At 52.4% G+C, this 23,359-nt stretch carries 22 protein-coding genes; 8 read left to right on the top strand and 14 right to left on the bottom strand.

The genetic code is table 11. The features are described 5' to 3' along the window. Positions 1–13: 13 nt before the first annotated feature. From ACS603_RS11560 to ACS603_RS11550, 3 genes are read right to left on the bottom strand one after another with little or no spacing between them, the layout of a single operon-like run. Positions 14–1,546: an ABC transporter substrate-binding protein gene (locus ACS603_RS11560; protein WP_474944303.1), complete on the bottom strand. Its 1,533-nt coding sequence runs from the start codon at positions 1,544–1,546 to the stop codon at positions 14–16. A 15-nt stretch (positions 1,547–1,561) separates the two neighbouring features. Continuing rightward, complete coding sequence (gene ddpX, locus ACS603_RS11555) at positions 1,562–2,137, bottom strand: D-alanyl-D-alanine dipeptidase (RefSeq protein WP_182061160.1); 576 nt, start codon at positions 2,135–2,137, stop codon at positions 1,562–1,564. A gap of 12 nt (positions 2,138–2,149) precedes the next feature. Continuing rightward, on the bottom strand, positions 2,150–3,004 hold the full coding sequence (locus ACS603_RS11550) for a MurR/RpiR family transcriptional regulator (protein WP_182061159.1): 855 nt from the start codon (positions 3,002–3,004) through the stop codon (positions 2,150–2,152). 267 nt (positions 3,005–3,271) lie between these two features. On the opposite strand from ACS603_RS11550, the gene ACS603_RS11545 reads away from it, so the two are divergent. The 7 genes from ACS603_RS11545 to dsbG all read left to right on the top strand — a co-directional run bounded on the left by ACS603_RS11545 (position 3,272) and on the right by dsbG (position 10,629). Continuing rightward, entirely contained in the window at positions 3,272–4,756 is a 1,485-nt protein-coding gene (locus ACS603_RS11545; RefSeq protein ID WP_474944302.1) for an alpha/beta hydrolase, read from the top strand. Positions 4,757–4,922: 166 nt separating this feature from the next. Beyond that, positions 4,923–6,137 (top strand): diguanylate phosphodiesterase, encoded by a 1,215-nt coding sequence (locus ACS603_RS11540; protein ID WP_182061157.1) that lies wholly within the window; start codon positions 4,923–4,925, stop codon positions 6,135–6,137. 194 nt (positions 6,138–6,331) lie between these two features. After that, positions 6,332–7,882, top strand: a complete 1,551-nt coding sequence (locus tag ACS603_RS11535) for a methyl-accepting chemotaxis protein (protein ID WP_182061156.1) — start codon at positions 6,332–6,334, stop codon at positions 7,880–7,882. Between the two features lie 132 nt (positions 7,883–8,014). Next, positions 8,015–8,428, top strand: coding sequence for a hypothetical protein (locus ACS603_RS11530; RefSeq protein ID WP_182061155.1), 414 nt, complete (start codon positions 8,015–8,017; stop codon positions 8,426–8,428). A 5-nt stretch (positions 8,429–8,433) separates the two neighbouring features. Continuing rightward, the gene (locus ACS603_RS11525; protein WP_315688702.1) at positions 8,434–8,994 is read left to right on the top strand and encodes an RNA polymerase sigma factor; all 561 of its coding nucleotides are present in this window, start codon (positions 8,434–8,436) and stop codon (positions 8,992–8,994) included. Between the two features lie 146 nt (positions 8,995–9,140). Then, positions 9,141–9,722 (top strand): cytochrome b/b6 domain-containing protein, encoded by a 582-nt coding sequence (locus ACS603_RS11520; protein ID WP_315688701.1) that lies wholly within the window; start codon positions 9,141–9,143, stop codon positions 9,720–9,722. A 145-nt stretch (positions 9,723–9,867) separates the two neighbouring features. After that, positions 9,868–10,629: a thiol:disulfide interchange protein DsbG gene (gene dsbG / locus ACS603_RS11515; protein WP_182061154.1), complete on the top strand. Its 762-nt coding sequence runs from the start codon at positions 9,868–9,870 to the stop codon at positions 10,627–10,629. A 90-nt stretch (positions 10,630–10,719) separates the two neighbouring features. Here the strand turns inward: dsbG and ACS603_RS11510 are convergent, their stop codons facing one another. Then, the gene (locus ACS603_RS11510) at positions 10,720–12,012 is read right to left on the bottom strand and encodes a glycoside hydrolase family 10-like protein (protein WP_182061153.1); all 1,293 of its coding nucleotides are present in this window, start codon (positions 12,010–12,012) and stop codon (positions 10,720–10,722) included. A 7-nt stretch (positions 12,013–12,019) separates the two neighbouring features. Further along, on the bottom strand, positions 12,020–12,307 hold the full coding sequence (locus tag ACS603_RS11505) for a VF530 family protein (protein WP_474944301.1): 288 nt from the start codon (positions 12,305–12,307) through the stop codon (positions 12,020–12,022). A 374-nt stretch (positions 12,308–12,681) separates the two neighbouring features. On the opposite strand from ACS603_RS11505, the gene ACS603_RS11500 reads away from it, so the two are divergent. After that, positions 12,682–13,203, top strand: a complete 522-nt coding sequence (locus tag ACS603_RS11500) for an OmpH/Skp family outer membrane protein (RefSeq protein ID WP_474944300.1) — start codon at positions 12,682–12,684, stop codon at positions 13,201–13,203. Between the two features lie 51 nt (positions 13,204–13,254). Here the strand turns inward: ACS603_RS11500 and ACS603_RS11495 are convergent, their stop codons facing one another. The 9 genes from ACS603_RS11495 to ACS603_RS11455 form a co-directional block, all read right to left on the bottom strand. Continuing rightward, positions 13,255–14,256, bottom strand: coding sequence for an HAD family hydrolase (locus tag ACS603_RS11495; RefSeq protein WP_474944299.1), 1,002 nt, complete (start codon positions 14,254–14,256; stop codon positions 13,255–13,257). A gap of 2 nt (positions 14,257–14,258) precedes the next feature. Then, entirely contained in the window at positions 14,259–15,266 is a 1,008-nt protein-coding gene (locus ACS603_RS11490; protein ID WP_474944298.1) for an oxygen tolerance domain protein, read from the bottom strand. Continuing rightward, positions 15,263–16,777: a tetratricopeptide repeat protein gene (locus ACS603_RS11485; RefSeq protein ID WP_474944297.1), complete on the bottom strand. Its 1,515-nt coding sequence runs from the start codon at positions 16,775–16,777 to the stop codon at positions 15,263–15,265. The genes ACS603_RS11490 and ACS603_RS11485 overlap by 4 nt, the downstream gene beginning before the upstream one ends. Beyond that, positions 16,774–17,751, bottom strand: a complete 978-nt coding sequence (locus ACS603_RS11480) for a VWA domain-containing protein (RefSeq protein ID WP_474944296.1) — start codon at positions 17,749–17,751, stop codon at positions 16,774–16,776. The genes ACS603_RS11485 and ACS603_RS11480 overlap by 4 nt, the downstream gene beginning before the upstream one ends. Beyond that, positions 17,744–18,184, bottom strand: a complete 441-nt coding sequence (locus ACS603_RS11475) for a DUF4381 domain-containing protein (RefSeq protein WP_474944295.1) — start codon at positions 18,182–18,184, stop codon at positions 17,744–17,746. The genes ACS603_RS11480 and ACS603_RS11475 overlap by 8 nt, the downstream gene beginning before the upstream one ends. Continuing rightward, the gene (locus ACS603_RS11470) at positions 18,185–19,090 is read right to left on the bottom strand and encodes a DUF58 domain-containing protein (protein WP_474944294.1); all 906 of its coding nucleotides are present in this window, start codon (positions 19,088–19,090) and stop codon (positions 18,185–18,187) included. It abuts the gene before it with no gap. Beyond that, complete coding sequence (locus ACS603_RS11465; protein WP_474944293.1) at positions 19,090–20,094, bottom strand: AAA family ATPase; 1,005 nt, start codon at positions 20,092–20,094, stop codon at positions 19,090–19,092. The genes ACS603_RS11470 and ACS603_RS11465 overlap by 1 nt, the downstream gene beginning before the upstream one ends. Beyond that, positions 20,091–21,386 carry an anaerobic sulfatase maturase gene (locus ACS603_RS11460; protein ID WP_474944292.1) on the bottom strand — a complete coding sequence of 432 codons (1,296 nt, stop codon included), beginning with the start codon at positions 21,384–21,386 and terminating at the stop codon, positions 20,091–20,093. Before ACS603_RS11460 ends, ACS603_RS11465 begins: the two co-directional genes overlap by 4 nt. 91 nt (positions 21,387–21,477) lie before the next feature. Further along, positions 21,478–23,070, bottom strand: coding sequence for an arylsulfatase (locus ACS603_RS11455; protein WP_474944291.1), 1,593 nt, complete (start codon positions 23,068–23,070; stop codon positions 21,478–21,480). Between the last annotated feature and the right edge of the window lie 289 nt (positions 23,071–23,359).

The following is a 23,359-nucleotide window of genomic DNA, read 5'->3' as shown; positions in this document are numbered from 1 at the left end:
CCGGCCCGGACAGTTACTTGCTCATGGTGTCGATGTTGAACACCTGCTCAAGCATCGGGTTAAAGGTGAAGCCTTTCACCTCTTTGTTCATCGCCAGCTGGTAGTTCTTCTGGAACAGATACACATAGGCGGCCTCGTCGATCACAATCTTTTGCGCCTGCTGGTAATCTTTGGTGCGTTCCGCCTGGTCGGTGGTTTTCAGCGCTGCCTGCAACAAGGAATCGACCTCTTTGTTCTCATAGAACGAGCGGTTACCTGGCAGCCCTTTTTTGTCCGACTCAAACCAGTAGTTCATGAACATGTACGGGTCGGCGAAGTCAGGGCTCCAGTTGCCGATAGCAATGTCGTAATCGCCTTTTCCGACGCGGTCGCGCATGGTGGCATTAGCCAGTTTTTCCAGTTTGACGTTAATCCCGAGCTTACCGAGGCTGGCCTGGGTGGACAGGGCGATAGGCTCCCAGTTCGGATCGTTATCGGAATAGAGGAAGGTCAGGCTGGCCGGTTTGTCTTTAACCTTCTCCAGCGCGTCTTTGGCTTTGGCTTCATCAAAGCTGTACTGCATGGCAGTTGCGTCAAAGCCCCACATGCCGTCCGGGATTGGGCCGCGCATCTGCTTACCATTCCCGCTAAGGATGCCTTTCACCATGCCCTGATAATCCGTCGCCCAGGAGACAGCACGACGCAGATCCACCTGGTTCAGCGGCGCTTTGCTGTTATTGAGATACAGATAGGTCACGCGCAGAGAGGGGTATTCCGCGACAGCCACTTTGCCTTCCTGCTTCAGGGCGGAAAGCTGATCTACCGGCAGGGAATCGGCGATATCCAGATCGCCGCGAGAAAGTTGCAGGCGACGCGATGCGCTCTCACCGATAATCTTCACTGAGACTCGCTTAAAGTGCGGTTTATTTCCCGGCCAGTGCGGGTTCGGCACCAGCACCAGCTGCTGACCTTTTTGCCAGCTTTTCAGCATAAATGGCCCGGAGCCTGCGGTGTTTTGCGCCAGGAAGCCGCGCGCATCATCGGCGGCATTGGCTTTGAGTACGGCAGGGTTAATGATCGACGCCCCGTCGTTCGCCAGAGTATACAGGAATGGCGCAAACGGCTGACTTAAGGTGAATTTCACGGTGTGCTCATCCACCACATCCACTTTTAAATCTTTCGGGAAGGCTTCAGACGGCCCCTGGCTTAACTTCAGCAGACGCTCAAAGGAGAGCTTGACCGCTTCGGCAGTGACTGGTGTTCCGTCGGAAAATTTTGCGTTATCCGCCAGGGTGAAAGTCCACTCTTTCTGGTCGTCGGAGGCTTTCCAGCCGGTCGACAGATCGCCTTCAACCTCGGTGGTTCCGGGTTTATATTTTACCAGACGCTGATATGACGGATAGGTCACGGTCCAGTCGTTGTTATCAATGGTTACTGCAGGATCGAGCGTTTGCGGGTCGGCAGCTTTACCGATCACCAGCATATCTTTTGGCACTGCAGCCAGCACTGCGGGGGCGCTCATGGCCAGTGTAGCGGCGATCAAAGTGGTCAGAATCGTTGTTTTCATAGCAAAGCTCCAGATTTAAAGGGATGTGTGCGTCAACGGAAAACAGTCAAAACGATCGTCAAGAAGGGGGTAGCTGGCGGCGTTCGGTAGCTCAAAGTGCCACCATTCGCTGCTGATCCCCACAAAGCCGCCGCCAAACATAATGGCGTTGAGCAGCAGTCGGTTACGCTGTGCCTGCGGTGGCACTGAGGGGTGATAGGGGTGTGAGCGGTCGTGCATTTCGTCAAAACCGGCCCCCATATCCAGTACGTTGTCGCGCTCGTCCATCAGGGTGACATCGATGGCGGTACCACGACTGTGATTAGAGCCAATGGCCACATCAACCACATATTCCGGGTCCGGGCATGCGTCCCAGAGTTGCGCCTGAGCCTGCTGTGGCCGGTAGGCGTCGTACACCACCAGTTTCAGCCCGGCGAGCGTGGCGATGCTGATCGCCTTCGCCAGCGCGGTAGTGGCATCGGGATGTAGCAGGCACAAGGCTTCCCGATAGATAGGGTGGCCGGTAATGTTGTCGGCCGTCGCGTATTTGAGATCGATATGCAGCGTGGGGAAGGTTTTCGCCACATCAACCAGTTGACACTCTTCGGGCATAGCTCCGCTCCTTTAGCGTTCGAATTGACCAAACTCTTGTTGTAATTGTCGGTTGACTGCCAGACGCGCCGGGAGCGCATCACCCAGCGCTTCCACCACGCCCGACAGCAGCAGGTTGAACAAACAGCTCACCGGTGCCAGCGAATCCCAGAAATGACCGGTATCGGTTTTCACCTGGAGCAGATCGACAGGATAATCCCGCGCCCACGGGCACCAGATGTCGGTGATAAGCGCCATGGGAATGTTCTTTTCACTCGCCACGCGGCAGTACTGACGGGCGATGGCAGAATAGGCGCGGGTATCGGTGAGCACGATATAGGGGTGCGCAAACCCGGAGTTCAGTGACTCAACCCAGCTGCCGGATAACCCTTCCGAATAGCTGACGCGCGGGCGCAGATATTCCAGATGGCTGAAGAAAGCGTTGGCTATCCCGCGCGTAGACTGGATCCCCAGCACGAATACGGCATCAGCATGGGTTAAACGGTGAACGACCTGTTTAAAGGTGTCACTTTGCGCCAGCTGATAAACCTGGGTAATGGCGTCCACTTCGAGCGATAACGAATGCTGAACGCGGTCAGAGAGCGGGCGCTGCTGTTGCCAGGAGTCGAGGCGATCGTTCATTCCCCAGGGCTGATAAGGATCGCGCAGACTTTTTTTGGCGTCTTCCAGATTGCGATAGCCGAGCTTACGCAGGAAGCGGCCCACGGTGATCCCGCTGGTACCGGTCGCCAGGGCAACGCTTTCCGCTGTTTCGAACGGGATTTGCGCACCATGCGCCAGCATCCAGCTCGCCACGCGTTTTTCACTTGGCGTGAGCTGGCTGAAGGTCGCTTCAATGCGGCTCATCATCTCTGGTTTTATCGTCATGCCGCCTCGCTGTTAACAGGCTGTCAAACGCCGGGTTGTTGTTATCTGATTAACAATGCACGGCGCGTGCCATGTTCGCATGGCGTGATTTTCTGCCTGCGCTGCAAAGTTAATGCAATATTTGCTTAACCAATGATCAACATTTGTGCAGCGTAGTTCACTTTTGGTGCAGCGAGCGGAGGGCAGGGTATGATTTTGGTGAATACGTCAGTGCCTTCACATTTTTGTTAAGATAAAAGGAATTGTGAAAAGGAAAAGGATATCGGCATGGCTAACCTGCCGTGGCGCATCAGTATGCGTCTGATGGTTCTTGCAAAGAAAATTGCGCTGGTGATCGGCGTGGTGCTGATTGTACTGCTCGCGATCCGCATTTATGCTTCGCAAAAAGGGCCGGCACTGCACGTATGGCATACCTGGACTGCAGATGAGATGTCGGTCGCAGAGATTGACCACGCCAGCTTTGCGCAATACCTCACCCGGGAAAACGCCATATTTAGTGACCTGCGCAGTCAGGTGACGGACAAAACCGAGGTGAGCGAACGTACGCCGCTTAACCGTTTTTACCGTCACAGCCTGGTGTGGCCCGGTCAGTTCTCGCCTGACGCTAACCGTTCGTTTGTATTGATGCCCACCGGCAAGCCGCGCGGGGCCGTGGTGCTGCTGCATGGGCTGACGGATTCACCCTATAGCGTCCGGCATCTCGCGGTTGATTACCAGCAGCGGGGATTTGTGGCGGTCGCCCCACGCCTGCCAGGGCACGGAACTGCGCCGGGCGCGCTCACCGATGTGGAGTGGGAAACCTGGCTTGCCGTGGCGCGTCTTGCGGTGAGGGAGGCGACACGTCTGGCGGGTGATAATGTGCCGCTGCATCTGGTGGGATATTCCAACGGCGGGGCGCTGGCCATGAAATATGCACTCGATAGCCTGGATTCCCCGCAGCTTCGTAAGCCGCAGCAGCTGGTATTACTTTCCCCGATGATAGGCGTCACGGCGTTTGCGCGTTTTGCCGGGCTTGCCGGTTTACCCGCGATGCTCCCGGCATTTGCTAAAGCAGCGTGGCTGAATATCGCCCCGGAGTATAACCCCTATAAATACAATTCATTCCCGGTTAATGCTGCCCGTCAGTCCTGGTTACTTACCCAGGCGCTGCAACAACAGCTCAGCCGCGACGCAAGAGAGAACAGGCTGACCGCATTACCACCTGTCATGGCATTTCAGTCAGTGATGGATTCAACGGTCAGTACCCGGGCTGTGGTCACCGAGCTATTCGACCAGCTCCCTGCAAACGGCAGCGAACTGGTGATGTTTGATATTAACCAGGCCGCCATTTTCCGTCCGCTGTTCAGGGCGTCGTCGTGGACGGCGGTCTCTGAGCTGCTGCCCGCTGCCGCAAGACGTTACAGTGTCACAATTATTACAAACGCCAGCGCCCACTCGTTCGACACCATTGCCAGAACCACACCAGCCGGAAGCCTGGAAGCACAGGTTGCGCCCTTGACCACACCTTATCCGCAGGATGTGTACTCACTGTCGCATATCGCGGTGCCATTCCCGCCCGATGACTCGCTGTACGGCAGCCGTCCGAAGGTGAAAAACCAGTATGGTATCAGTCTGGGAACCGTTTCGCTGTGGGGGGAGACATCGGTGCTGAGCGTTGGCAAAGATACGCTGATGCGGGTCACATCGAATCCTTTTTATGACTATATGCAGGAGCGGATCGACAGGCTTATTGGTGGGGAAGATACAAAGTAACCAGGCCATAACAGACGACGAAATAAGCAAAGATTTAATCAATTTCACTTATACTTAACCGGGAAAATCTTAAAACAATTTATAGAAGCAATATAATTAGTCGACATTTAGAATTTATGCTAAACAAGAGGTTACAGGCGTAAAAATTACATCGGGAACAGTTTCTGTGCTTACTACACTCATTTACCGAAGCCAGTTAAATTCATCCTGTAAATCTACTCAACTTAGCGCTCTGGTAAAGAAAGCCAGACATCGCAATGCGTTGCTGAACATCACCGGGATTTTGCTGTTCAATGGACAGAATATTCTGCAAATTCTGGAAGGCGCGGAAGAGGATGTCGTTAAGCTATTTCATCGGATCCGTGACGATAAACGGCACAATGATGTGGTTGAGTTGATGCGGGACTACGGTCCGCGCAGACGCTTCGAAAATGTCGGTATGTTGCTTTTTGATTTGCGCATTGAATCCCCCAGTGCGGTGCTGGAATCCGTCCTGTATTACAGCAAACTGGAAAACTATCTGGCATCTGATGATCGAGTGTTTAAATTTATCCAGTCGTTTATTACCAGGAAAAAATCCGCACATTCAGGCACAGCGTTAAATGCCGATAAATGGACGCTCGCAAAAGAAAATACCCGTTTTGGCGGGAGTGTTGGCGTGCCGATTGCCAATCAAGTTTGCCAGTTTGCGTTGCAACCCATTGTCGAACCTGGCGAAGGTAAAATCTCCTCACTTGAAGCCCTGATCCGCAGTAATGACGGCGGAAGTCCGGAGCATTTCTTTAAGGCTCTCGATCAGGATAAAGTCTACGAAGTGGACCTACAGACCAAGGCGTATGCGTTCGCGCTGGCCGAAAAAATTGGCATTGGCGGCCATAAAATAGCAGTTAACCTTCTGCCCATGTCGCTGGTGAATGTGCCAGGTGCGGTGGAATTTTTGGTGGATCAAATCAAGCTTCACGGACTCCAGCCCGAGCAGGTGGTTATCGAGGTCACAGAAAACGAGATGATCTCCGGCTTTAATCAGTTTAACAGCGCCATTAAACAGCTGCGTGCCGAAGGTATTGGCCTGGCGATTGATGATTTTGGCTCCGGCTATGCCGGGCTTTCTCTGTTGACCCGGTTCCAGCCGGATAAGATCAAGATCGACCGGGAAATTGTCAGCAATATCCATTTAAGTGGCCCGAAGCAGGCGATTGTGAAATCGATTGTCAGCTGCTGTACCGACATGGAAATTTCGCTGGTGGCGGAAGGGATCGAGAAGATAGAAGAGTGGTGCTGGCTAGAGTCTGCCGGTATCCGACGTTTCCAGGGATTCTTGTTTGCGCGGCCTCAGCTTAATGGTGTCGGTGATATCCACTGGCCGCAGATTGCCTGCTAATTCATTAGCCGACAAACAGATTAATTTTGGATACTAAAATAAATGCTTTTCTTGCACGTTTTTATAGATAACTGATTGATATTAAACAGAGTGATGGTCTGGTGACTTTACTTAATAATACAATAATTTTAATTAAATAATGTTATGAATAAGCCGATAACCATAGGTAATGTCTATCCCTAAGGTATCTGCCCATGTCGTTGAAAAAATCATCCCTCTTTATACTGTTCTCCCTGCTGTTTTTCTTTGTAGCCAGCACGTTCACAAGCGTCGGCCTTATCATTAAAAGTAATAACTCGCTGGATGATGTGAACAAAGAAATCCATGTCGTGTTGTCCATTATTGACCCTATCAACCATAGCCGTACTTTGCGTGTAAGGGTTATGGAGTATGTGAAAATGGTGGAAGCAGGGGATTCAGCCGATCAGGCTGAGAAGCTGTCGTCTGTTAAAGCGGCACTGAGCAAAGCCGATAACGCCTTTGCCGCCTTTATGGACGCACCGCGTCTGCAAGATGAAGCCCCACTGGTGAGCGCGTATCAGGAAGCCTGGCAAAACTACCGTAATCAGGGGCTGGAGCCGCTGATTAACGCCGCGCAAGCGCATGATGTGACGAAATTCAACGCACTCATCACCACGGTTTCTCAACTCGACCGTAAATACGAAATCGTGCTTGATCAGGTGCTGTCGGTTCACCAGAAATACGCCAAAAGCCTGAATGAAGATGCGAGCAGTAATTTTGTTTCTGGTCTCTGGCTTATCGCTACATTCGCGATCCTGTTTGTGGCGGTGGTTATTGCGGTCAGCCTGCTGATGAAACGCTTCATTTTTGCGCCAGTAAACCTGGCCCGTGAACACTGTAGTCAGATTGCCGCCGGTGAGCTGACTCACCCTGTCCCGGTGAAAGCCAACTCCAGCAATGAAATTGACAACCTGATGGGCTCGATGGAGCAGATGCGCCTCGCGCTGCTTGATACCATCTCTCAGGTTCGCGACGCCAGCCATACGGTAACTCATGCCGCGCAGGAAATTGCTTCCGGGAATATTGATCTTGCTTCACGTACCGAGCAACAAGCTTCCGCCCTGACACAGACCGCCGCCAGTATGGAAGAGCTGAGTGCGACCGTGGCCAATAACACTGAAAACGTGAATCAGGCGGGTAAGCTGGTGCAGGACGCAGTGAAAAACGCCCATACCGGTGAAGCCGTAACGCGTGAAGTTATCGAGACGATGAACACCATTGCGGCCAACTCGAAACGTATTGAAGATATTACCAGCGTCATTAACAGCATCGCATTCCAGACCAACATCCTGGCGCTGAATGCGGCGGTTGAAGCGGCGCGCGCCGGAACGCAGGGGCGCGGATTTGCGGTTGTCGCCAGTGAAGTCCGCACACTTGCCCAGAAGAGTGCGGTTGCTGCGAAAGATATCGAAAGCCTGATCGCCCAGTCGGTCGCCAGCGTTAAGAATGGCGCAGAGCTGGTGCATCGCTCAGGTGACGTGATTGACTCGATTATCACGTCGGTTAATAAAGTAAATACGCTGATGGAGCAGATTTCAGTTGCTTCTGAAGAGCAGAGCCGGGGTATTGGCCAGGTGGGCCAGGCGGTGACCGAGATGGATGGCGTCACGCAGCAAAACGCCGCGCTGGTGCAGGAGTCTGCAGCCGCTGCCGCGTCTCTGGAAGAGCAGGCGCAACATCTGTCGCATAGCATTTCAAGCTTTAGCCTGCCTGCGCGGGCGTAACTCTCCTGTCGGGGGGAGCGATCCCCCTGAACACACCCTCAGATATTTTTTCATTTTTTTAGCAATATTCTTCTCGCTCATTCGTCTACCTCATCACAAGCCATAATCAGTTACTGTAATGAGGTAAAAACAATGAGAGATTTTGATATGCACGCAAGAGGCCATGGGCGCGGTTTTGGTCGTCATCGTATGGGTAAAGCCCTGGTGATTGGCGCGGTGTTGTTTGTGGTGCTTGGCCTGCTGGTGATGTCTCTGTGGAACGCGCTTCTGCCTGCCATTCTGGGCGTTAAAGCCATTGGATTCTGGCAGGCGCTGGGATTACTGGTTCTGTGCCGTATTCTGTTTGGTGGCCTTGGTTTCCGCCCCGGGATGTTTGGTGCGCATCGCCGGATGCACGAGCGCTGGATGAACATGACGCCTGAGCAGCGTGAAGCCTTTATCCAGCAACGGCGCGAAGGTTTTGGACGCCACGGTCATTGCGGCTGGCGCGGGCATCGTGAAGATAAACGGGATGACAGTGCGGCAAAAACGCCGGACGCCGAGTGAGTGAGATGAAAACCGGGATGGCAGGCGAATCATTGCTGGTGTCGGCACTCAATGCCTGTCGTGCACGGTTGAAAGCCTTTATTCGCGGGCGGAGTAGCGTACGCGAGGATGCCGACGATATTGTGCAGGAAGTGACTTACCAGCTGATAAACGTTGAGCAGCCGGTCGAGAATGTCGCCGCGTGGCTGTTTCGCGCGGCGCGTAATGAAATGACCGACCGGGCGCGCAAGAAACGGGAATCACCGCTTTCAGGCTATTTTACGGCAGATGATGATGGGGAATTCGCTGAGGATGAGATTGCAGAAACACTCTTTGGTGTGCCGAACACCCCGGAAGAGGAGTACCTGAAAACGCTGTTGTGGGAAGAACTCGGGCAGGCATTGTCTGAACTGCCGCCGCTTCAGCGAGAGGTATTTGAGAAAACGGAACTTCAGGGCTATAGCATGAAAGCGCTGGCGGATGAGTCGGGTGTCAGTGTGCAGACGCTTTTATCCCGCAAGCATAAAGCCGTGCTGTATCTACGTACCCGTTTGCGGGATATTTATGATGCCCTGACAGGGGAGTGAGGTCGTGGGAAGAAGGGGCTGTCGGGTATGACGATGCCGGTGTTTTCAGGATCATTATTCGTTGTTTAATCCGTTCAGAGGTTAAGGTTTCGTTAATTAACAGGCGCAATACTGATAAGGTTAATCCCTGACAGAAGGGCTGAATGATGAACGAACAATTACGAAATGCACTTCCGCATCAGGACACTCCCTTTTTCCGCATGCTGCATATTATTGTGGCCGTATTGGTCCTGTTGCAGATAGTTAACTCGAACCTTACAGAGCGCGAGGCACTGAGCAGTTTATCGCTGACTGGCATCGTCACATGGTTCCATATTATATCTGGCCTGGCACTGATTGTTCTTGGCGTCATCATGCTTGGCTGGATGTTGAAACAGCGAGGATTTCGTTACTATTTTGCCTGGCTTGCCCTTGATTTTAAGGGGGTAATTGAAGACATCAACGTGCTTTTCTCATTCCGTCTTCCTGACGCTCATGCCGGCGGAATTGCGGCATTAATTCAGGGGCTTGGCGTGCTGTCACTGCTGGGCGTTGCCATGTGTGGTGGGCTCTGGTTTGTACTTAATACCCTTTACGGGCCGTCATCAGCGCTGACAGAAAGCATGCTGCATTTTCATAAATTTTTGACGGTATTTATTGAGGCTTATTTCTGGGCGCATGGTGCGATGGGGCTGATTCATATATTCCTTATCGTTCGTAGCCAAAGGAAAAATTCCGTTAACGGGTAAAGCCCATCATTAAATTCCGTTCAATTTCAATCTCACACTTCCATTACGGCGGGTTGATTCTGCCGCGCTTTTGCGGAACAGTACGCGCTGGATAACCCTAAGCTAAAGGGGTCTACGGCGGCCCCCGATAATGCCGGAGATGAGAATGAAGAAATTACTGTTACTTTCAGTGCTGGCGGTGTCCGGGCTGGCACACGCAACAGAAGCCGTTCCTGACGTGGTGAAGAACTTCAGTGAGCAGCAGGGTATTAAAATCATAAAGAAAATTGATGCCCCTGGTGGGGCATCTGGCTGGCTGGGGCAATATCAGGACATGGGCGTCACGCTTTTTTTGACCCCAGACGGCAAGCATGTGATATCTGGTTATCTTTATGATGATAAAGGTAAAAACCTGAGCGAAGAGTACTTCCAGAAGGAAATCTACATTCCGCTGGGCAAAGAGATGTGGAAAACGCTCAATGCGGCGCATCCGCTGAAAGAGGGTGCGGATACGGCCCCGCGTAAGGTTTTCGTCTTTGCCGATCCATTCTGTCCGTATTGCAAGACATTCTGGTCTGAGGCTCAGCCCTGGGTGAAAGCGGGCAAGGTCCAGCTGAATACGCTGCTGGTGGCGTTTCTCAATCCGAACAGTGGGCGTAATGCCTCCGCCATTTTGAATGCGAAAGATCCGGTCAGCGCGTGGCGGGACTATGAGCTTTCAGGTGGTAAAACACTGCCGCAAACTCACGGCGATACCTCGCACGCAACCTTTAACATCCTGCAACAGCATCAGAAGATCATGGATTCGCTGGGGGCCAATGCCACGCCAGCTATTTATTATCTGAATGCTAAAAACGAACTTCAGCAGGTGGTCGGCATGCCAGACGAAAAACAGCTGCTGGAGATGTTTGGACCAAAACCCCAGTAACGGCCTTAATCCAGAAACCCGTCTTGTCTGTACAGATATTCGGGTGAGCGCAGGTAAACAGGCAGAAACACCCGGTTTCTGCCTGATGGATTAACTTCCCCATCGGGTTCTGAGGTAGCTGACCGCGTCCTGGGTTTGAGGCTGATTAAGGTAATCTTCCCGGAAAAGGATCGTGCCGCTGACGTTAGGCAGCGATTCGTTCAAATCGAGCTGTTTTTTCAGCTCCGGAACCCCGCCATTTACCGTCCAGTCCGGCTCATTTTTAGACGGCTCGCCCACTTTATAGAACGCGATACCAATATACAGGCGCGTATGGGTGGGTTTTACCACCTCTGCCCACCACTTCGTCAGCACGTCATAACGAGCCGCACTGCGGGAGAACGGCCAGTATATCTGTGGTGCGATGTAATCCAGCAAACCTTGCTGTACCCAAAGACGGGTATCAGCGTAAGACTCATCATAAGCGGCGGCTCCACGGGTGTCTGAACCCGCAGGATCGAACGAACGGTTACGCCACACCCCGGCAGGGCTAACGCCAAACGCAACATCCGGTTTCTGCTGCTTGATCGCTTTAGACACCTGCGCAATCAACTGCTGCGTATTGTGCCTGCGCCAGTCTGCCCTGGAAGCAAAACCCTGGCCGTATTGCCGGAAGGTCTGGCTGTCATTCAGGGCGGAACCTGGTGTTTCGGTGTAGAAATAGTCATCGAATTGCACCCCGTCTATCGCGTAGTTGGCGACAACTTCAGTCACCACCGCAGTTATCCAGTCGCGCACTGCCGGGATGCCCGGGTCGAGCACAAAGCGATCGCCGGCTGTCCGGATCCAGTCAGGATGCTGTACAAACACGCTGGCGGGGCTTTGCGATGCGGTTCTGTTAAGCGCAGCGACGGTAGACGGTTTTGTGTTGGTGGATACCCGATACGGGTTAAACCAGGCGTGGACTTTCATCCCGCGTTTATGCGCTTCATCGAGCATAAATTGCAGCGGATCGTATCCTGGGTATTCGCCAATATTGCCGGTCATCATATCGGACCAGGGGAGGATTTTAGATGACCAAAGCGCGGTGCTGTCGGGTTTAACCTGGAAAAACACGGTGTTGATCCCGAGGCTTTTCAGCTTATCCAGCTTGTCTTTAAGCGCCTGCTTTTGCATATCAATGCGTCGGTCTGCGCTGCTGACATTAACCGATGCTACCGGCGGCCAGTCCAGGCGCGAAACGGTGGCCAGCCAGATGCCGCGCATCGGTTCGTTTGCCTGCTGACCCGGTTTACTCACCGGAGGAAGGGGAGTAACGAGTGATTTTGGTGGTTTAGAGGAGCAACTAACAAGTAAAAGTGCGCAGCCAACAAGCGCACCTATCCGTTTTACGTGTAGCGACATTTACGTTTTAGCTCTTAGTAATCCGATTATTTGCCCAAGGGTTAAAGGCGAGAACATCCGGTTCTTCGGTGGCATCATCACTGAGAGAATCGAGATACAGGGCTTCAACTTCTGCGCGCGCCCAGGGCGTTCTGCGCAGAAATTTTAAACTCGATTTGACACTTGGATCGTTTTTAAAACAGTTGATGTTGATGATTTTGCCCAACTCACTCCAGCCATAGCGTGCAACCAGCGCATTGACTTGCATTTCCAGCGTTATGCCGTGCAAAGGATCTTTCGAAGTGTGCTCTGTCATGTTGTCTCATATATACGGGGAGGGGTGAACAATAAAAGGGTACAAGAAAGCAGAGAAAGCGGCAATGAAATGGCGTATTTCGCTGACAGAAACCCGGTCAGGCAGACCCAGACCCGGTTCGACATTATGGCCATAGATGATACGGGCAAGGAGACGAAAAAATACTGGTCGCCTGCACAACATCGCTCAGCGCCGTTGGTAACGGCCCTTGATCAGCGGTTCGCAGAAGTGGCTTTCACATGAGGGCTTGTGTAATGCGTAAACAGGGACACTTGTTATACTCAATTTGTTATTCCTGATGGTGAAAAATCTCAGGTGATCTTCAGTGGACAATATATTCTTTCCAGATGAAACACTAAATTTCGGATCCAATAATGAAGACGAAAACATTCTCGATGCGCCTTTTTGTTTTTCTGTTAATTGCACTCTGTCTGGTCGTTTATTTTATCTTCCTCAATAACGTTAAAGAAAGTGACAAAAGGCGAGGCGTTGCTTACGTCAGCTATACACGGGTACTGAATGAATCATCAATAATGCAGCAAGAGAAAATCAGGGCTGAAAAGGTAGCTTTGCTGGCCCAGGAAGCAGAGAGAAACGCGCAACTGAAAAATTCGGCCCTGCCTGAACACCAGCGTCGTGAAATCGGGATGCTCGAAAAAGCCAGTCTCAGCAATAAACTCCGCATCGAAGCGGGTCGCGTTCGTATGATTAGCCAGAATGCGATTACCCGTGTTGTTGAGTCGTATCGCATCAAAAATCATTATTCAGTGATCTTTAATAAAGACCAGGGGGTGACTTCAGACAGCGGTCAGGATATTAGTGAGGCGATCATTGATGAATTGCAGGGGATAAAAATCGATTATGGTGAACTCCCCAGTTTTAAAGAGAGTGAATAAGTCAGAAATACCCTTCTGGCCATTAATTCAGACCAGAAGGGGCAGACAGAACTAAGGCATTGGTTTCGCGGCACATTGTGATGGATCAAACACCGTTTTCCAGTCCTGCTGCATATTCACTACCGTCCAGCCTTTTTCTTTTGCTACTTTTAACCCTGCTATGAGTTTACCACTGGCTGGTGGATGGCTATCGTACGCATATTCACGCGCGGCGTCGGTATGATGCACCAGTAAAGCAAAGGTCTTATAGCCAGGATTGGCCGATGTGTATTGCATCATCGCCAGATCGCCGTCGCTGTTACCAAAGGCGGCAACGGGGCGATGCCCCATAAACAAGTGAATAGCGACTGGCTTATTGGCGGCGTCATCGTTGAAGGCCCCCTTAAGCGTTTTACGGATCTGGGTTTGATCATCCGTAATTGAAAACTCTCCTAAAGAGAATGAACCAACAACCTGTTCAGGTGGGATGCCATACATCTTTTCAGAAAGCACCCGCATAAAATCAATGCCACCGCCGGAAATAATCCACGTTTTAAAGCCATTCTCGCGTAAATAATCGAGTAACTGGCGCATTGGCTGATATCCCATCTGATCATATTGACAGCCGAAACGACGGTCTTTATGTGTTGAGACCCAGTCCGCCACTCGTTTATCAAACTCATCGGTGGTCATATCGCTATGGGTTAACGACAGGAGTTTCATTAACCCTTTTTCACCACCCACAGCAACGGTTTTCAGATCGTCATTAAGCACCGCTTTAATCAGCGGATCCTTTGACCATTCAGGATGTTGAGGTGCGAGTCGTTTTATTTCATCCAGAGCAAACTGGATCTGAAACGTTAAGGGGGCTTCTGGCCAGAGCGTACCGTCATTATCAAAGACAACATACCGCTTTTCGGGGGGGATAAACGCCGGGCTCCCGGCCTGAGTGGCATTTTGTACCCAATCGATGATAGCTCGTTTCGCCGCAGTTTCATTCCAGGCCGACAGCGGTTCGGCGGCGGCCGTCCCACAAAGGCTGAATAATATAAGACTGACTAAAGTACGTTTCATTGCTAACTCCTTTTTTCAGGAACCTGTCCAGGAAGGCCGCAGGGGTGCCAAAAGCGTCGCCACTGGTGACGCAGAAAACGGCCAGTTCGAAGCAGGGCATAGCGGAAGTAAAAGAGCAGGCCAATGCCCACAATGATGCCAGCAACGACTCGCGCAATCCGGCCTGCCGATGAGTCTTTTTTCCCTTTTAATGCGGATTCCGCACCGGCTGATATTGCTGCAGCTACGTGATACTGGCTCCCCGGGAGCTCAGCGGTTTGCCATTGTTGGTGTGTTGTATCCCACCAACGAAGTTTTACCGGGGGAAGGGTGATCGTACTGGCATCAACGGGTAAATAACGAAGCGTCTCAATGCGCTGTGTGCCATCAACTTCTCCCCGGCCTGACGTAACCGGACGCGTGACCGGTGTCAGACGTTGGGTGTGGGTTCCTGGAATGGCGTAAAGCAACGTCGGGATTTGCGTTGGTGTCGCCTCAGTAACCTGAACGGTGACTACGCGTTCAACGACATCTCCGGCACGCAATGTCTTATCTTTGCCGCTGTAGTAAATATTGATCTTCTGACTGAGAGATAAACGTCCCGCTGGAAGGAAACGGTCCGGTTGTTTCACACCATCAGGCCAACTGACCGCTTTATCCAGCGCGGGAAGTTGCACCGTAACAGGAGCCTGGCCCGAAGGGGTTAAGGTCAGTTCAAATTCGGGTAAGCGCAGACTGCCTTGATCCCACGCGGAAATCTGCCGTTCCATGCGCACACCGCTCCAGCTGGTCCCTCCTTCCTGTCGGGTTAACAGCTGATTGGGCTGAGTCACCGTGAGCAAATCACCATTTTCAACAGGAAAGTCGGGCCACTCTGGCGGTGGGTTAAACCAGGTGTCAGTCCAGAATGTTATGGCAACCTGAACGGGTTGCCCCGGAACAACATGCTCCGGGGCGATCAATTCGCGCGTTACCGTCATTGCAGCCTGACAGGGCATGAAAGCAACCAGCAATAACCAGACCAGCTTCATTTTTCAACTCCTGGTTGGGCGCGGTAGAGGTTTTCAAGGAGCCCTGCTGGCGAAACGGTCAGATTTTCATACCATTGATTAACCTGCGGATTATTACCTGCGACAGGCTGAATATCTTTCTGGGCTACCCCCTGGCCAGGCTTCAGGTCATGCTTGATTTCATCGGGGGTGTAATCTTGCTCTTCACTTTGAGCCGACAGGCGGTCGCGTTCTTTTTGTCGCAACTGCATGATGATGGCAGCAATTTTCGCCCGATTTCCCAGTGCAAGCTGCCAGTCTGGACGTAGGCTCAATGCCCGGTCATAACTGTTTAACGCTTGCTGCCAGTGCTTTTGCTGAGCGTAACTGTTGCCTGTCCAGACCAACGCCTCAGGCGTTTGAGGTGCCTGACGAAAGGCTCCCGTAGCGGCAGTGTAGTTTCCTGCACGATACCATGCGATCCCTCGCCGGAGCGGGTCGGTGAAATGACTGGCTGCGGCGTCATAGTCACCGCGCGAAAAGGCTCGCTGGCCCTGAATATCAGGGCTAATCCAGGCATCGAGCCAGGCGGCCTGACCGGCTGGTGGCCAGAACAGTAATGGCGCGATAACAAGCCAGCAAAATAGCTGTTTTCGCCATAGCAACAGCAGTGCCAGCATTGGGATTGCCAGCATCCACCCGTCATTACGCCAGTGCAGATCGCTGCGTGCGTTATTTTGAGCAGTGACAGATTGCTGGATATGGTCAAGCACGACCGGCAGGTCACTATCGTCCGCAGTGACCAGCGTGACGGGGATCCCGCTGTTACGCACCGCCTCAAAGCGAGACACATTTAGCCGGGTATCGGTCCCGCTGGCGGTGAATTTATCGGGAAGCGTACCGCCTGCTGCGGTTCCAGGAACCCAGATTTGCAGGCTGGACGTTTGCCTGGCAAGCCAGCGGATATCTCCCGGGTTCAGCGTGTCGGCCACCAGGATAATGTTGCGCGGTGACTCCGGCATATTGTGCTGTGCGATGGCTATCGCAGCCTGTAGCCCCGAGCCCTCACCCTCGGGAAGGATTTCAGGCGACTGGGCATGTAAAAAGAGGGAGTAGAACGCCGTGTCGATGGTCAGGGGGGTGGTCAGCCATGCTCCTGCGTTATAAACCACAAGACCAAAACGTGTGCCCGGCATCTGTTCCATCAACGCCATAATTTTACTCTGCATTCGTTGATGACGACTGGGGGCAAGGTCGCTTGCAAGCATTGCAGTATCCTGTTGCATCACCACCATGACATTGCTTTCTGGCGTCAGCGCGGCGGGAAGCTGGCGCTGCCAGCCAGGCCCTGCCAGTGCAATAACCCCGGCAATAAATAGCCAGGGTAATACACGGGTAAAGGTTCGCTGGCGTCCGACAATCAGCGCATTCGCCAGGGGGTTATCCATGATGCGTGACCATGCACTGTGCCCGGCAGAAGGCAACCACCATAGCGCCACGCACAGGATCAACAGAAGCAAACGCCAGGGATATAAAAAGTGGAAATCACTCATGACATTTTCTCCCTGAACACACGATACAGATTAAACGCCAGCAGCAGGATCAGCGCGGCGGACATTGGCCACATAAATAGCGGCACGCGCCACGACCAGCCGATGCGCTTTACCTGTACGGGAGTGATGGCATCAATTTCCTGCCAGACGGCATCCAGCGATGCACCACTGTTTTCGGCAGTCCAGGCCCGTCCTCCTGTCACGCGGGCAATATCCTGTAGAAGCGGCAGGTCGACTTTGTCGGTGCCCTGGCTTTTTACATCACCAAAAGCAATGGTATGAACCTGCACATGGTGGCTTGCAGCAAGCTGTGCCGCGAGTCGAGGAGTGAGCTGCGATGCCGTGTCGTTTCCATCCGTCAGGATAATAGCCAGTTTACTGGCTTCACTATTGCCACTGGCATCCAGTAATTTTACGGTAACGCCAAGCGCATCTCCGATGGCTGTCTGTTGTCCGGCCATACCGGGTGAAAGCTGGTTAATACGTGTCTTTAACGCTTGTTTGTCTTCACTCACCGGCGCAAACGGCCAGGCACCGTTGGCAAAAATAACAAGACCTATGCGATCGGATTTGCGGGCAGCTATAAATTTCTTAACGGATGCCTGAACCGCCTGGAGCCGTGTTTGTCCGCCAGCAATGTCATTTTTTCCCATAGAGCCCGACACATCCAGAATCAGCATAATGTCGCGCATCGGCTTCTCAATATGCTGAGGTCGGGTAAGAAACTCCGGCCGGGCAAGGCCGCAAACCAGAAGTGTCCACGTCAGCCAGAATACCGTGACCGCCGTTCTGCTGCTGCGCTCGGGTCTGCTGTTTAGCTGGAGCTCATCAATCAGTGCAGGCAGGAAGGGCACACGGACGTACTCTCGAAGTGCGCGTTCTTTCATCATAAAGAAGCGACTCATCAGGGGCAGTAACATGAGTAGCCAGGCCCAGGGCCACGCAAACGCCACGCGCACAAGATAGTCAGACATGAGGCAGCCCCTCTATCCAGACGCGCAACTGGGTGTGTAAACGTTCGGTATCGTTTTTGCTCAGCTGATTATCCGACTGGCAGTAGCGCTGGCTGAGCTGCTGACGCAGGGCATCGTCAAGCGGGACATTCTTCAGCCAGAGTGCAGGATCCAGCGCGGCACTGATCTGTTCCCGCGGGTGATGAACCAGCAAGACACGTTTTATCAGTAACAGCCAGCTGTCCGCCGTTTGCGGTTGCAACAGGGCATTCAGCGCTTGTCTGCGCCACAGGTTTCGTCGCCACCGGGCGTAGCGAATGATGATAACCACGCCCAGCAGGAGCAGCATCACGCCACCGAGGACAAACCATCCCGGCGGGAGCGGAAACCATGAAGGCGAGGCGGGAAGTAACGGTTCCGCCAGATCGGGTACTGAAAATCCTTTCTCCAGCATCTAGACTCCTTGTTGTAGCTGTCGTATCAGATCCCCGGCGACGACGATCTGATTCACCTTGATACCCAGCCGTGTAAGGCGTGATTCCTGCATCGAAAGTCTGGCGGTCACGCTTTGTTTAATCTCGTCTTGCAGGGTGGGCGTCAGTGAAAAGGTTGTCTCATTACCTTCGTAACGGGCAGCCAGACTTCCTCGCGAGGGTAAGCGCAGGTGCAGGTCATCGAGCATAACGAACGCGCTAACTTCACCACGGCGACGTAGTGCGGCAAGAAGGGCGTCGCACTCGTTATCCATATCGTGAAAATCGCTGATTAATGCCACCCAACAACCCGCTGGTACCGTATGCAGGCTGTGGCGCAACATTTCAGCCAACGATAACGAGCCTGGCGACTCATGAGGATAAGCGTCAGCGACGCTGTGGTTGTACCGCACAAGATCGTCCAGAAACGACGGAAGTGAGCTGACCGGTGCCCGGCATTTTCGTAGTGAATAGTCGCGGTCGCCAAATACCACACCGCCGAGCCGGTCACCGTCGTGCCAGCTGCGCCAGGCCAGAAGGGCGGCAATTTTAGCCGCCGCAACGGATTTGGTTTGTACTCGCGTCGAAAAAAACATGTCGCGGCGTTGATCAACTAACAAATAAACCGGGCGCTCTTTCTCTTCGTTGTAAAGCCGGATCCACGGGGAGCGCATTCGGGCGGTCGCCTGCCAGTCAATCAACCGGACATCGTCGCCGGGCTGATAACGTCGCAGACTGTCAAAGTTCATACCACGCCCTTGCTGGCGCGAGACACGCTCTCCCGCCAGTGCCCCTGGAGGGATTTGTCCGGGAGGATTGGCTATCGCCCGCGCGGCGGTGGCAAGTTTAAGCAACTCATCACGTTCAATACGCACAGCTCCGCTCATTACGCCACCACTGCATCAAGCAACATCCGTACGGCGTCATCAGGCGTGCAGTTATCTGCATTGGCCTGATAGCTCAACATCAAGCGGTGGCGTAATACTGCGGGCGCAATCTTCTTGATATCTTCCGGTAACACCGCATCCCGGCCTTCAAGCCACGCCTGCGCACGGCCACAGCGTTCGAGTGCCAGCGTGCCACGCGGACTGATACCAAAGGTAATATAGCCGGCCAGCGTATCGCTGACGGCCTGAGGATGACGGCTTAAATCCACCAGATTAACTATGTAGTGTTCAACCGTTGGCGCTACGTGAATGGCAGAAATAGCCTGCCAGCATTCAGTAATCTCTTTCCGGGAAAGCTGTAATGTTTCTGCTTGCGTGGCGTCAGGTGAAGAGGAGTCCGCCTGCTGTTGATATTTTTGCTGCTGTTCAGCACGGACGAGTTGCATGACTTTGCGTTCATTTTCTTTCGACGGATAATTCACCAGTACTTTCATCAGGAAGCGATCCAACTGGGCCTCGGGCAACGGCCATGTCCCTTCCTGGTCGACGGGGTTTTGCGTGGCAAGAACCATAAAGACGCCGGGAAGGGGCCATGTTTTTCCTGCAACGGTGACGTGACGTTCTTCCATGGCTTCAAGCAGGGCAGACTGCACTCGCGCTGAGGCACGGTTGATTTCATCGGCCAGAATGATATTGCCGAAAACAGGCCCGGGGCGGAACCGGAACTGGTCTTCTTCGCGGGTGGCATTTTGCTGATAAATCTCGCTGCCGGTAATGTCGGAAGGAAGCAGGTCCGGCGTAAACTGGATCCGGCGATAATCGCCTTCAACGTGACGCGCCAGTTCGCGTACGGCACGTGTTTTTGCAAGGCCAGGAAGACCTTCAAGTAGCACATGACCGTCGCAAAGCAGGGCGATGATCAACATGCGTACCAGCTCTTCCTGTCCCAGAACCTGCTCGTTCATCCGTTGCTCAAGTTGCAATAACTTTTCTCGGTTTATCATCGGCGTAATCCTGAAAAATCACGTTTCAGTAAGGTCGATATGCCCACAAGAATGGGTTCGGCGTAGTTAAAGAAGGCTTTTATTCCGGGGCACAGATAGTTCAAACCCAGTTCGCCATCCGGTGAGCGAACAATGCGGTTTTTGGGGCATTCACCCCAGCACAGATTCAGGTAAGGGCACTCTTTACAGTAGGATGGCAATGTATCGCGTTTGCCCATCCCAAAGGCTTTTTGCCGCTCGGAGAAGGCCAGATGCGAAAGCTGAGCATGTTCAATATTGCCAATCTGGTATTCCGGGTAGACGTAGTGATCGCAGGAATAGATATCACCATTTTTTTCGACAGCCAGTCCCTTACCGCAGAACTCAGAGTGAGTACAGATTTGCGCAGGCATCCCCATCGTCTGGGCGACGGCGGTTTCAAACAGGTTGACCTGAACGCGGCCCAGGTCGTTATTGACCCATTCTTCAAACACGGCAATCAGGAAACGGCCCCAGTCGTCAGGGTCGACCGACCAGTCAGTAACAATGGAATCAAGATCGCCTGGGCGGGCACGACGGCTACCGGTGACCGGAATGGAATCATCCTGCCAGAACTGCGGTGCAGTTTGTTTGAAATCTACAGGCTCCACGCAGGGGTTAAACTGTACGTAAGTGGCGCCCAGTTCGCGCGTAACAAAGCGATAGACTTCAAGTGGGAAACGCGCATTGGTGCGGTTTACCGTGACCAATGCGTTAAACGGCACGCCGTGATTTTTCAGGGCTTCTGCACCTTTCATCACCTTATCAAAGGTCGGTTTTCCGCTTCGCGTCACGCGATAGCAGTCATGCAGTTCCCGCGGGCCATCAATGGAAAGTCCCACAAGAAATTTATGTTCTTTTAGAAATTCAGCCCATTTGTCATTCAGTAACACGCCATTGGTTTGTAGATCGTTTTCGACGCGCTGACCAGGCTTTTGATACTGCTTCTGGAATTTAACTACCTTCTCAAAAAATTCGAGCCCCATCAGGGTGGGTTCGCCACCTTGCCAGGAAAAGACCACCTGATCGCCATCCTGTCCATCAATGTACTGACGAATAAAGTTTTCGAGCACCTCATCGCTCATCCCGGTATGTCTATCCTGGTGCAGTAACTCTTCTTTGTGCAGATAGAAGCAGTATGAGCAGTCGAGGTTGCAGGTTGAACCTGTTGGTTTCGCCATAACATGAAAACGGCGCTTGTATTCCGGGCCTTTACCGTCATATTTTTCCGCCGACGGAAGCGCTTTAACAGGTAACGTAGTGCTGTACTTCATGGCAGACCCCTGGAAAGAAATGGCAGAAAATGCATGTATTCATCGTGTTGAAAAGGGCAGATTGCCTACGCAACCTGCCCTAAATCCGTCATCATTTATTGATGTTAGATCCTTGCTCAAGCATGGCTGATGCATCAGAGATAGTGAATGAACCTGGTTTCTGACGCGGCGGGAAGTCCTTAAAGGTCGCCAGCATCTCTTTTGCATATTTCTGCGCACCGCCCATCAGGAAGAGGCGGTCGTAGAACCAGGCGTTGTAGCCCATACCATCACTGCCTTTTTCCAGTGGATCCGCTTCCAGATCGAAGATCAACGGCGTACGCAGTTTGGTGAATGGATACTTCCACAGATCAAGTCCAGTATGTTCCTGAATCATAAAGTGAACTTTCCAGCGGTCATAGCGCATAGCCAGCAGATCGCCGTCATCGCTCCAGTAGAAGAACTCTTTACGCTGATTCGGACCACTGCCCTGGAGGTAATCGAGCTGGTTGTAGCCGTCCAGATGAACCTTGTAGGTAATCGATGGTGTCTTATAGCCTTTTAACAGCTCTGTTTTAATGTTCGGATCGCCGGCCGCAGCAACGAGGGTAGGGAACCAGTCATTACTGCCAAAAATACCATCTATAATCGTGCCGGGTTTCACATGCCCAGGCCAACGGATCATAGCCGGCACGCGGAAACCACCTTCCCAGCCAGTGTTTTTCTCACCACGGAATGGCGTTTCACCGGCATCCGGCCAGGTTGCCGTCATCGGGCCGTTGTCGGTGGTATAGACAAGAATGGTATTGTCCTCGATGCCAAGATCTTTAATCTTCTGCAGCACTTCACCGATCATCTTGTCATGTTCAACCATGCCGTCTGCATAGGTTCCCAACCCCGTAGCACCAATGCTCCCGTCCTTAAGGTGGGTTTTATTGTGCATACGCGTGGTGTTAAACCAGGTGAAGAACGGTTTACCTGCTTTAACCTGACGCTCCATAAAGTCGTTGTTGGCCGCGAGAGTCTCTTCGTCCACGGTTTTCATACGCTGGACGGTTAACGGGCCGGTATCTTCAATCTTGCCGTCAGCAGTACTCTTAATGACGCCGCGAGGACCAAACTCTTTACGGAAGGCCGGATCTTTCGGATAGTCCGGGTTTTCTGGCTCTTCTTCTGCGTTCAGGTGGTAAAGATTCCCCATGAACTCATCAAAGCCATGTGCGGTTGGCAGAAACTCGTCACGATCGCCGAGGTGGTTTTTACCAAACTGACCGGTTGCATAGCCCAGCTGCTTCAGGACATTTGCAATGGTTGGGTCTTCTTTCTGCAACCCTTGCGGTGCACCTGGCATCCCAACTTTACTCATCCCGGTGCGGAACGGCATTTGCCCGGTAATGAATGAAGAACGTCCCGCAGTGGAGCTTTGTTCAGCGTAGTAAGAGGTAAATTTGGCACCTTCAGCCGCAATGCTATCGATATTCGGGGTTTTATATCCCATGGTGCCCTGGTTATAAGTACTCAGGTTCCAGTAACCGATATCATCACCGAAAATAACAACGATATTTGGCTTTGATGAGTCTTGTTTTGGCGCATTTTCCGGTGCGGTAGATGTCGCCGGTGCAGCATGAACAGTGGACACAGCACCAGCAGCTAACGAAAGCACACTGGCAATCATTGTCCTTTTAAAGGGAACACTTTTGTGCATAACAGGAACTCCGTTCATAAGGAAGGCCATTTGAGTATAGTTAGTTAATAAATATTCCTGGTTTTTTCTAAGGAAAAAGAAATGCTTCATTAAAAATTACATGGGTAATTTCTTTCAAATTTAGTGAACGATGCAGGATATATTCTTTGCGGGAGCATAATTATCTGAGCGTGTCTGTTCCATTACACATGATTTATCTTTCATGTGTTTTACGTCGGGTTGTCAAAAAAGTCTTTAGAGACAACGCATTTGTCTTCCAAATACGTTATGGATTAGACTCAACTAGACG

The organism is Enterobacter sp. Li2LvB3 (assembly GCF_056156645.1).
The sequence above is the reverse complement of the archived record's forward strand: the minus strand, read 5'-3'. Positions and strand labels throughout refer to the sequence as shown.